Source organism: Mycolicibacillus koreensis (assembly GCF_002104795.1).
Lineage (GTDB): Bacteria > Actinomycetota > Actinomycetes > Mycobacteriales > Mycobacteriaceae > Mycobacterium > Mycobacterium koreense.
The window spans coordinates 53,076-63,702 of record NZ_NCXO01000021.1 but is presented as its reverse complement, the minus strand read 5'-3'; the positions used below and the strand labels follow the sequence as shown (position 1 = coordinate 63,702).

At 69.8% G+C, this 10,627-nt stretch carries 9 protein-coding genes; 6 read left to right on the top strand and 3 right to left on the bottom strand.

What is annotated here, in order from left to right:
* A partial coding sequence (locus B8W67_RS10900; protein WP_133056097.1) for a beta-ketoacyl reductase occupies nucleotides 1-1,674 on the top strand: 1,674 nt, incomplete at its 5' end.
* Nucleotides 1,675-1,702: 28 nt separating this feature from the next.
* Here B8W67_RS10900 and B8W67_RS10895 read toward each other — a convergent pair.
* Both B8W67_RS10895 and mbtG read right to left on the bottom strand, forming a co-directional pair.
* Nucleotides 1,703-1,918, bottom strand: coding sequence for an MbtH family protein (locus tag B8W67_RS10895; RefSeq protein WP_085303950.1), 216 nt, complete (start codon nucleotides 1,916-1,918; stop codon nucleotides 1,703-1,705).
* Nucleotides 1,899-3,182, bottom strand: a complete 1,284-nt coding sequence (gene mbtG, locus B8W67_RS10890; RefSeq protein WP_085303948.1) for an NADPH-dependent L-lysine N(6)-monooxygenase MbtG — start codon at nucleotides 3,180-3,182, stop codon at nucleotides 1,899-1,901. Before mbtG ends, B8W67_RS10895 begins: the two co-directional genes overlap by 20 nt.
* A 128-nt stretch (nucleotides 3,183-3,310) precedes the next feature.
* Between mbtG and B8W67_RS10885 the strand changes: the two genes are divergently transcribed.
* From B8W67_RS10885 to B8W67_RS10865, 5 genes are all read left to right on the top strand, one after another.
* On the top strand, nucleotides 3,311-4,948 hold the full coding sequence (locus tag B8W67_RS10885; protein WP_109561768.1) for a (2,3-dihydroxybenzoyl)adenylate synthase: 1,638 nt from the start codon (nucleotides 3,311-3,313) through the stop codon (nucleotides 4,946-4,948).
* 94 nt (nucleotides 4,949-5,042) lie between these two features.
* Nucleotides 5,043-5,882 (top strand): SDR family NAD(P)-dependent oxidoreductase, encoded by an 840-nt coding sequence (locus B8W67_RS10880; protein WP_085303946.1) that lies wholly within the window; start codon nucleotides 5,043-5,045, stop codon nucleotides 5,880-5,882.
* Nucleotides 5,883-5,909: 27 nt separating this feature from the next.
* Nucleotides 5,910-6,830, top strand: coding sequence for a reductase (locus B8W67_RS10875; RefSeq protein ID WP_069391572.1), 921 nt, complete (start codon nucleotides 5,910-5,912; stop codon nucleotides 6,828-6,830).
* Between the two features lie 2 nt (nucleotides 6,831-6,832).
* Nucleotides 6,833-8,326, top strand: coding sequence for a flavin-containing monooxygenase (locus tag B8W67_RS10870; RefSeq protein ID WP_085303944.1), 1,494 nt, complete (start codon nucleotides 6,833-6,835; stop codon nucleotides 8,324-8,326).
* On the top strand, nucleotides 8,326-9,216 hold the full coding sequence (locus tag B8W67_RS10865; protein ID WP_069391574.1) for a MerR family transcriptional regulator: 891 nt from the start codon (nucleotides 8,326-8,328) through the stop codon (nucleotides 9,214-9,216). Before B8W67_RS10870 ends, B8W67_RS10865 begins: the two co-directional genes overlap by 1 nt.
* A 23-nt stretch (nucleotides 9,217-9,239) precedes the next feature.
* Here B8W67_RS10865 and B8W67_RS10860 read toward each other — a convergent pair whose 3' ends face one another.
* Nucleotides 9,240-10,613, bottom strand: coding sequence for a salicylate synthase (locus B8W67_RS10860; protein ID WP_085303942.1), 1,374 nt, complete (start codon nucleotides 10,611-10,613; stop codon nucleotides 9,240-9,242).
* Nucleotides 10,614-10,627: the final 14 nt, after the last annotated feature.

The window sequence follows — 10,627 nt, the reverse complement described above, 5'->3', positions numbered from 1 at the left end:
GTGTGCCTGGCGGCCGGCCTACCGGTGGCGGCCCCGGCCCCGGCCCCGGCGAAGCAGAGCACGCCCGTTGCGATCCAGGCGCTGACCGAGCGTTGGGAACGGTTGAGCCAGCGCGCGATGCGGCCGCCACGCACGATCGGGGTCATCGACCACACCGGATCGGCCGGTGCGTGGACCGAGGAACTCCGGCGTGCCGCCCACACGGTCGGCGCCACCGCGTACCCCCTCGACCCCGGCCAACAACGCGATGTTCCCGGCGACCTCGACACCGTCGTGATCGTTTCCCCGCCGGCGACGCCCGGCGACCTCGACGCCGCCTGCGCGCAGGTTCGGTCGTTCTTCGCCGACCGCACCTGGTGGCCGGCGACAGCGGGCACACCCACCGATGTCTGGCTGGTGACCGTCGGCGCCGAGTACGCCACCGCCGAGGACCCGCCGCCGGCGCTCGCCGGGGCCGCACTGGCCGCCGGATTCCGCAGTTTCGGCGCCGAATTCCCCGAATCGGCCTTCAACCACGTGGACCTGCCCGCGGGTGTTTCGCCGCCGTCGGCGGCGGCCGGGATCCTCTCGGCTGTTCACACCAAGGGTGAACCCGAGATCGCGGTGCGCGAGGACGGGCTGTACGTCAAACGCATCGTCGAAGGTCCGCCCGCGCCGGGCGATCCGGAGAACCTGCCCTACCGCCACGTCGTGATCTTCGGCGGCACAGGGAATCTGGGCCTGGAGTTCTGTGAGCATTTCCTCGGCCGCGGCACGCACCGGATCACGCTGGTGAGCCGATCCGGCCAGAGCACCACCGTCACCGACCGGCTGCGTCGAATCGGCGCCTCGGCCGCGACGCAGGTCGACGTCGCCGAGTGCGATCTCACCGATGAGGCGGCGGTCGCCGCGTTCGCCGAGCGTCACCGCGCGACACCGGCCGACCTGATCATCCACGCCGCGTTGGCCTACGACGACGCTGACTCCGCCGAGATCACCCCGGAGCGCGCCGATGGGGTCCTCGGCGCGAAGGTGCTCGGCATCGGCCGGGTGATGGCGGCGTTTCCCCGCACCGACGACTGCCGGGTCGTGTTGTGCTCATCGGTTGCGGCCACCATCGGGGGGCGCGGGCAGATCCTGTACGCGGCGGCCAATCGCATGCTCGACGCGTTCGCCCACCACCTGCGCGCCCGCGGCGTGGACTGCATCGCGGTGCAGTGGGGGCAATGGACCACGGTGAGTCTCGACGCCGCCGGGGCCGCGAAGCTGGCCGCGACCGGGATGGTGCCGATGGCACCTGAGCAGGCGCGCGCGGTGGGCATCACCCGGCTCACCGATGACGCCGTGGTCGCCGCGTTCGACCTGGCGGTGGCTCGACCGGTCATGGCGGCCTACGGCTACGGGCCGCTGCTCTCGCAGTTGCCGACACCGACCACCACCGATGCCGTGGCGGCGCCTCGCACCGGCGGCGACAAGCCGGAGCAACGGCTGAAGAATCTGCTGGCCGGCACCATCGGCCTGGGCAGCGACGCCGCCATCGACACCGATATCCCCATGGTCGCGATTGGGCTGGACTCGTTGCAGGCGTTGGAGTTCCGGCGCCGGGTCCACGCGGAATTCAACTACGAGTTGGACGTCACCGATCTACTCGGGGGCGCCTCGATCACCGACCTGGCCACCCGGATCGGCGGTTGACCACCCGGCGCGACTCCCTCGATGGTCTCTACTGGTCGCCCATCGCCGCACGCAGGCCGGCGGGACGCATGTCGATCCAGTGCTCGTCGACGTAGCCCAGGCAGTTGGCGCGGGTGTCGGGACCGAAGACCGGCCGCCAGCCCTCGGGCACCGCGGCGAACTCCGGCCACAGGCTGTGTTGGCCTTCGTCGTTGACCAGCACGCTGAATGTCGCGGTGTCGTCGTCAAACGGATTGGTATGCACGCGGTGTCTCCATCGTCGATCGGTCAGCGGTGATCTCGGCGCCCAGGATCCGGTCGGAGAGCAGACCCAAACAGCTCAGGTTCGGGAACCCGGGCCCTTGACTGAGGCCGGCGAGGTTGGGCAGGAACAGGGTCGGCGACATGCCGGTGACCGCGAGGTCGGCGCCGATCGTCTCCTGCAGCGCCGAGGCGGTGACCGCGTCGCCCACCGCCGCCTGCACCCGCTCGCGCGCCGACGCGGCGAGCAGCGCGGTGAACCACATCGGATCGGCTCCCGAACCGTCGATGACGAGGTCGAATCCGTGCAGGCCGGTGTCGTGTTCGTCGCCGCCGTTGCGGACGGTCGCCCAGATCCGGCCGTCATGCTCGGTCAGGTTGGTGACCCGGCCGCGCAGATGCCTGATGCGTTCATCGGCGAGCAGCGCCTCCTGGACGCGTGCCGAGAACACACCGCGGTCGGTCCGGGAGATGCAGTCGAGGCGTTCGGCCCTGGTCAGACCGCGCCACCGGTCCGGATCGGAGAACAGCGAGTTCTCGAAATAGCCTTCGCCGCGGGTGTAGAGGGTCGGCTGCGGCGAAATCGCGGTGACCGAGGCGACCCGGTGGTGGAACAGTTCGTTGAGCATCGACGCCGCCGTCTCCCCACCGCCGATGACCGCGACCTTCTCGGCGCTGATGCGGTCCCGCCCGCCGGCCCGGCGCCAGAACTGCGCAATCGACAGCACGCGGGGGTCACCGGGCAGCATCGACCGTTCGGACTGTCCCGGGCCGGTGATCATCAGCGCGTCGGCCACCACCGTGCTGCCGCGGGTGTGCAGATTCCACCGGGTCGCGTCGACGTCGACGCTGACCAGTTCACCGCGGATAACGTTGAGACCGGCCATCTCCGCGACCCAGCGCAGGTACTGCGCCCAGGTGTCGTGGCTGGGCGCGGGCCGGCCCCGATCGACCCAGCCGACGAACTGGTCGGTGGCGATGAGGAAGGCCTGCCAGCTCCAGCGCTGCAACGCGGCGTCGAGCTCGGCGTCGCGGCCGGGGACCAGCCGCGAACGGTAGGGGAAGCCGACGTCCTTCTCCGGGTTGGTGCCCAGCCGCTGCCGTCCGTCGGTCCAGCCGCCTTCGGCACGCCAGTTGGCCGCGACCGCGGTGCGCTCGATCGCCACGACGTCGACGGTGGCAATGCCCATCTGCCGCAGGGCGGCGGCCTTGGCGGCCACCGCGACGGCCTTGGCCCCCGCGCCCACCACAGCCAGGGTGCCGCTCACCGTACGTCGGCCCCTGTGCCGCGTCCACGACCCACCGTGACCCTCCCTGGTTAGCGCAGGCTGTCCTAACTTTCGGTACGCTACACGATGATGCGGCTCCCCCGACACCGACCCGGAAGAGGTGACTTGTGACGGCCACCCACCCCGATGGCGCCGCCGGGCCGGACCCCACGACCGATTTCGTGCCCTTCGGGCCGCAGCGCGCGCACCGTTACCGCGCCGCCGGATACTGGGTGGGCAAACGCGTTGACGCGCTGCTGCGCGACGCCGCCACGCAGTGGCCGCAGCGCCTCGCGGTCGCCGACGCCGAAACCCGCCACACCTTCGCCGGCCTCGACGAGCAGGCCGACCGCCTCGCCGCCGGGCTGGCTGCGCTGGGCATCCGCCCCGGCCAGCGGGTGCTGCTGCAGCTTCCCAACACCACCCGTTTCGCGGTGGCGCTGTTCGGGCTGCTGCGCGCCGGGGCCATCCCGGTGCTCTGCCTGCCCGGACACCGCAGCACCGAACTGACGCACTTCGCCCGGCGCAGCGGCGCCGTCGGCGCCGTCCTCGCCGACAACGCCGACGGGGATGCGCGCGACAGCGGCGCCGCCCTACAACGCGGCCACCCGGGCCTTGAGCATGTGGTCATCGACGGCGACCCCGGCCGTTTCGTGTCGTTGAGCGCACTGGTCAGCGATGCCGCGGCTCCCCGCCTGGCCGGTTCCACGACGACGCCGGCGTTGCTGCTGGCCTCCGGCGGCACCACGGGACTGCCGAAACTGATCCCGCGCACCCACGACGACTACGTCTACAACGCCACCGCCAGCGCGGCACTGTGCGGGCTGACCGCTGATGACGTGTACCTGACGGTCCTGCCGGCGGCACACAATTTTCCGCTGGCCTGCCCGGGCCTGCTCGGCGCCGTCTCCGTCGGGGCGGCCACCGTCTTCACCGCCGACGCCAGCCCCGAGTCCGCGTTCGCCGCCATCGACCGCCACGCGGTGACGGTGACCGCCCTGGTGCCCCCCCTGGCCGCACTGTGGTCACAGGCCTGCGCCTGGGAGCCGGTCACCCCGACGACGCTGCGGCTGTTGCAAGTCGGCGGCGCCAAACTGGCCCCCGAGGATGCCCGGCGGATCCGCGCCACGTTGACCCCGGGTCTGCAGCAGGTCTTCGGGATGGCCGAGGGATTGCTCAACTTCACCCGCCTCGACGATCCGCCCGAGGTCGTGGAGAACACGCAGGGCCGGCCACTGAGCCCCGCCGACGAGGTCCGCGTCGTCGACGACGCCGGGGCCGAGGTGGAGCCGGGCGCCGAGGGTGAGCTGTGGGTGCGCGGCCCCTACACGTTCAACGGTTATTTCGCCGATCCGGACGCCAACCGCGACGCCTTCAGCGCCGACGGGTTCTTCCGCAGCGGCGACCGCGTCCGTCGCCGGCCCGACGGCAACCTGGAGGTCACCGGGCGCCTCAAAGACGTCGTGCTGCGCGCCGGGGAGAGCATCGCGGCCGCCGACATCGAAGACCATCTGCTCGAGCACCCCTCGGTACGCGCGGTGGCCGTCGTGGGCCTGCCCGACGAACATCTCGGCGAGAAGATCTGCGCGGCAGTGAGCTTCCACGGCACGGCGGCCACCCTCGCCGATCTCAACGGCCATCTCGCCGCCCGGGGCGCAGCCACCCACACCCGCCTCGACTCCCTCGTCGCGATGCCCCACTTCCCCACGACCGCGTTCGGCAAAGTCGACAAGAAGGCATTGGCGGCGCGCCTGACCGGACCGTGACCGGGCGGTGCCGGGCGCAGCACCCGGCAACGAATCGGACACGCCCCCGACATTGCCATTGACTAATGTCACCATTGACTGTTGACTTGCTCACATGGTCTTCGGCCGGTCGGTCAAGCGCAGCCGCAACGCGGCGGCGGTGGTCACCGGCGCCGGAAGCGGCATCGGGGCGGCGTTCGCCCGCGAGCTGGGCCACCGCGGCGGAGCCGTGGTCTGCAGCGACATCGACAAGGCAGCCGCCGAACGCACCGCGGCGGCGATCACCGCCGCCGGGGGGCGTGCCACCGCACTGCGCTGCGATGTGTCGCGGCTCAACAACGTGGTGAAACTGGCCACCGCCGCCCAGGCCTGGCTCGACGGCCCGCCCACCCTGGTCATCAACAACGCCGGTGTCGGCGCCGGCGGCACCCCCATCGGCGAGATGCCGATCGACGACTGGTCCTGGACGTTGGGGATCAACCTGTGGGGCCCCATCCACGGCTGTCACGTGTTCACCCCGATCCTGCGCGACGCGCCGCGGAACCGCCCGCGCGGCATCATCAACGTCGCGTCGGCCGCCTCCTTCGGGGCGGCGCCGAACATGGCCGCCTACAACGTCTCCAAAGCCGGCGTGCTGTCGCTGTCGGAGACCCTCGCCGCGGAACTGTCCGGCACCGGGATCGGCGTCACCGTGCTGTGCCCGACATTCGTCAAGACCAACATCGTCGACGCCGGCCGGATCACCACGCATTCCGGTGAGCTCGCCGACCGGTTGATGCGGTGGACCGGGTTCTCCGCCGACCGGGTCGCCCGGGACTGCCTGGACAGCCACGATCGCGGATCGCTGTATTGCATGCCCCAGTTGGACGCCAAGATCGGTTGGGGCATCAAGCGTTTCGCCCCCAAGATGTACACCCGCGGCATCGGATTGGTCTCTCGAGCCGGGCCGCACTGAACACCCACATCACCTGGAGGATCGGCGATGACCATCGACATGGATGTCATGCTCACCAAGATCAAGGACCGCCAGTGGGCGCTGGCCGACGTCGACTGGGAGGCGCCGGGCGCCGAGACCATCACCGACGAGATGCGACCGAGACTGAAGGCCTTCATGGCGGATCTGTGCTGGATCGAGAACATCGGCGCACGTGGGTTCGCGGCGATGGCGCGCAAGGCGCCCACCGCAACACTGGCCGAGGTCTACCGCTACTTCCACGCCGAGGAACAGCGGCACGCCAACGCCGAACTGGCGTTGATGAAGCGCTGGGGAATGCTCGACGACGGCGAGTTTCCCGAGCCCAACGTCAACATCCGTCTGGCCATGCAGTGGCTCGACGACTACGCCGACGACATGCCGTTGTCGGTGCTGGGCACCGTCATCCCGATGCTGGAGGTCGCCCTCGACGGGGCGTTGCTGAAGTTTTTGCTCGACGAGGTCGACGACCCGGTCTGCCACCAGGTGTTCGAGAAGATCAACAATGACGAGTCGCGGCACATCGCCGTCGATTTCGCGGTACTGGAACTGATCGGGCACGCCACCACCCGCAAACTGATGATCGAGTTCGTCGGCAACATCGCCACACCGGGGGTGATCATCGGGGCGCTGATGGCGGTGCCGCTGTTCAACCGGGTGCGCAACGAGATCATCGGCATGGGGATGGATCCGCAGCGCCTCTACAGCGCGCTGATGCGGTTCCAACAGTTCGGTGACCGCGGCCAGAAGACCCAGAAGGTGCCGACCTACCAACTGATCAAGGGTTACGCGAAGATGTTCGCCAACCCCGACAGCAGATATCACCGGCTGGCCAACCCGACGATCTGGCTGTCGGATCTCTACCCGCGGCGGCTGCTCAAGCCCATCCCCAGTTGGTTCAAGGAACTCACCCACGAGCCGGCGGCCTGATCATGCCGAAGGCCCGCATCTACCAGACGGTGATCATCGGCGCCGGATTCAGCGGGATCGGCGCGGCGATCAAACTCGATCAGGCCGGACTGGACGACTTCGTCATCCTGGAACGCAGCGACCGGGTCGGCGGCACCTGGCGCGACACCCGCTATCCCGGTGCGGCCTGCGACATCCCGTCATTGCTGTACTCCTATTCGTTCGTCAAGAACCCGTCATGGTCGCGGGCCTACTCCCCCGCCGCGGAGATCTGCGACCACATCGACGACATGGCCGATCAGTTCTCGGTGCGCGACCGGATCCGGTTCGGCCATGAGGTCACCGGTCTGCGCTTCGACGAGCGGGCCGGGGTGTGGATCATCACCGTGGGCCGCCGGCGTTTTCGGGCGCGCAGTGTGGTGTTGGCGTCGGGCCCGTTGACCGATGCCGGCCTTCCCGACATCCGTGGCCTCGACAGCTACACCGGCCACGTCATCCACTCCGCCCGCTGGGACGACGACTACGACTTCACCGGCAAACGGGTCGCGGTCGTCGGCACCGGGGCCAGCGCCGTGCAGATCGTTCCCGAACTGGTCGAAAGAGCCGATTTCGTCAAGGTGTTCCAACGCACCCCCGGGTGGGTGCTGCCCCGTGCGGACGTCCCCATCCCCGCGGCGGTCAAGGATCTGTTCGCCCGCGTGCCGGCCGCCCAGGATCTGGCCCGCCAGGCGCTCTTCTGGGGCCACGAGGTCACCGCCACCGCCCTGGTGTGGGACACCCCGCTCAGCGGGCTGGTGGCCCGGTTGGGCCGCGCCCACCTGCGGGTCGCTGTCGCCGATCCGTGGCTGCGGCGCCAACTCACCCCTGATTTCACCCCGGGGTGTAAACGGATGCTGCTCTCCAGCGACTACTACCCCGCCCTGCAGCGTCCCAACTGCAAACTGATCGACTGGCCGATCGCGACGCTGAGCCCGGCCGGGATCCGCACCAGCGACGGCGTGGAACACCGCCTGGATGCGATCGTGTTCGCCACCGGCTACGACGTGCACCTGAACGGGCCGCCGTTTCCGGTGACCGGTCTCGACGGGCGCAGCCTGGCCGACGACTGGGCCGGCGGCGGTCAGGCCTACAAGAGCATCCAGGCCCACGGCTATCCCAACCTGTTCTTCATGACCGGACCCAACTCCGGCCCCGGGCACAATTCCCTGCTGGTCTACGTCGAGGGTCAACTGGACTACGTGGTGCGCGCGATCACCACGATCGTGCGCGACGACCTGCGCTATCTCGATGTGCGCAGCGAGGTTCAACGCCGCCACAACGCCCGGCTGCAGCGCCGCCTGGCGAAAACGACCTGGATGTCGGGGTGCCGCAGCTGGTACCTGACCGACGACGGGTTCAACGCGGCGATGTATCCGGGCTTTGCGACCCAGTATCTTCGACAGATGCGTTCGTTCCGCAAGACCGACTACCTCGCGGTTCCCCGGGAGTCCGGCGACCGCGCCGTCGTGTCGGCGTGATGGCCGATCCGCACGGCGAACCGGGCACGGTCACCGGGATCCTGGCGAACCTGCGCCGTGCGCCGCGGCGGCTGCGCCGCGGATCGCGCGACGTGATCGGGGCCGCGGTGCGCCAACTGTTCGACGCCGCCGCCCGCCACCCGGACGCGCCGAACTCCGGGGAGTACCGCGTCGAGGAGTTGGCCCGGCTGGCGGCGACCACCACCCGCAACATCCGGGTGTACCGGGACCGGGGTCTGCTGCCGGCCCCGCTGCGGGTCGGCCGGATCGCGCTGTACAACGACACCCACCTGACCCGGCTACGGCTGATCACCTCGATGCTCGACCGCGGCTACACCATCGCCCACGTCAAGGAGATGCTCGCCGCCTGGGAGAACGGCAAAAGCCTCGCCGACGTGCTGGGCCTGGAGTCCGCGATCGCGGGGACCTGGACCACCGAGCGTCCCGAGACGATGTCGCGCAGCGCCGCCGAAGCACTGATCGGCAACCCGGCGGCGTTCACCCGACTGGTGGCTCTGGAGATCATTCGCGTCGATGGGATGACCGCGACGATCACCCGTCCGAAACTCATTGCGGCATTTCAGGAGATCAGTGACTACGGCATCGATATCGAGACACTGATCGACTTGCATGAACAGATCGTGCCGCACCTCGACGCCATCAGCGATCTGCTGGTGCGCGCCGGCGCTGATCACGTTCTCGGTCGCCTCAACCTGGGCGAGGCGCTGCCGGCGGACACCGAGATCGCCGATCTGATCACGATGCTGGTGCGATTCCGCACCCAGGCGGTGGCCTCGGTGACCGCAACACTGGCCTCGTCGATCGAATCGACCATCGAATCTTTGGTCGGCTCGCTGCTCAGCGACGTCCTGGTGCCGCCGCACGGCTGACTCACGGCCGGCGCACGGCCGGCTCACGGCTGACTGGGTCCGCCGCGCGGTTCGGCGGCCACCAGATACGGCGCGACCGTAGCGAGTTTCTCGCAGGTCTCCTCGAATTCGCGTTCCGGGGTGGATGCGGCGATCACACCTGCACCGGCCCGCAACCACGCCTGCCGGCTGCGCTCGTAGGCGGCTCGCAGCGTCAAGGCGGCGTCCATCTCGCCGTCGGCGCCGAACATCACCACGGCGCCCGCATACAGTCCACGAAGGCCTTCGTCGAGGCGCATGATGGCGTCGAGGGCTTCGCCTTTCGGGATCCCCGACGCGGTGACCGCCGGGAAGAAGGCTTCCAGGGCGTCCATCCGGTTGCATCGCGGCGCCAGGCGGGCGCGCACCGTGGACCCGAGGTGTTGGACGCTGCCGCGCTCGCGCACCGTCATGAAGTCGGTGACCCCGGCGGTGCCCGGTTCGGCGACCTCGGCCATCTCCTCCATGGAGGTGCGCACCGAGATGGCGTGTTCGACGATCTCCTTGGCGTCGGAGACCAGGTCCTCGCGGGCCACACGGTCCGGGTCGGCGCCGCGTCCCAGCGCCCTGGTGCCGGCCAGCGGTTCGGTGAGGACCACACCGTTGGCGCGTACCGCGGCGACCAGTTCGGGGCTGAAGCCCACCGACCGTATTCCGCCCAGCCGCAGCAGAAACGAACGCGCCGGGGTGTTGTTGCGCCGGCCCAGGCGGTAGGTGGCCGGAAAATCCACGGCGAACGGCAACGGGATCCGGCGCGACAGGATGACCTTCTCGTAGCGGCCGGCGGTGATCTCAGCGATCGCGGCGGCGACCCGATCGCAGAACCCGCTGGTGTCCAGACCGACGTCGACGGCGGTGGGTGCCGGCAGCGGCGAGGGCCCCTGGGCCAACAGCGCCGCCAGCGCCGAGCGTGCACGCTCGTCGGCGCCGAACATCTGCACCTGCTCGGCGGTGATGACGATGCGGTTGCGTGGGCAGAACACCCGCGCCAGCGGTGTGCCCGGATCCAACCGTTCCTGCAGTCCCCAGCGGTGGGCCGCGAACTCGAACGCCACCCAACCGAACGCCTGGTCCGCGTCGAGCAGCATCGCGTCCACGGCCTCAGCGAGCACCGCGGCGGGCCGACCCGACCAGCGCCGACGCTGCACGCCGCCGGTGTCGTCGACCCGGCGCAACTCGTCGCTGTCGAGTTCGACCATGGCCCGCACCCCGATCGCCAGGGTCCAGGTGCCGCCACGCTCGTAGAGCTGGTAGTCCTCGCCGTCACGTTCCGGCAGCGCCGCGGCCAGTTCGGCGGCGATGTCGACGGGGGCGAAGCCCGCCGGGATCGCCACCAGATCGGCCGCGGCGACGGGGGCTTGAACACTAACCTCGGTCACGGTTAGTAAATGTA

Coding starts and splice junctions, on each gene's coding strand:
- B8W67_RS10880 (WP_085303946.1), top strand. CDS start 5,043: ATGGTCTTCGGCCGGTCGGTCAAGCGCAGCCGCAACGCGGCGGCGGTG.
- B8W67_RS10875 (WP_069391572.1), top strand. CDS start 5,910: ATGACCATCGACATGGATGTCATGCTCACCAAGATCAAGGACCGCCAG.
- B8W67_RS10870 (WP_085303944.1), top strand. CDS start 6,833: ATGCCGAAGGCCCGCATCTACCAGACGGTGATCATCGGCGCCGGATTC.
- B8W67_RS10865 (WP_069391574.1), top strand. CDS start 8,326: ATGGCCGATCCGCACGGCGAACCGGGCACGGTCACCGGGATCCTGGCG.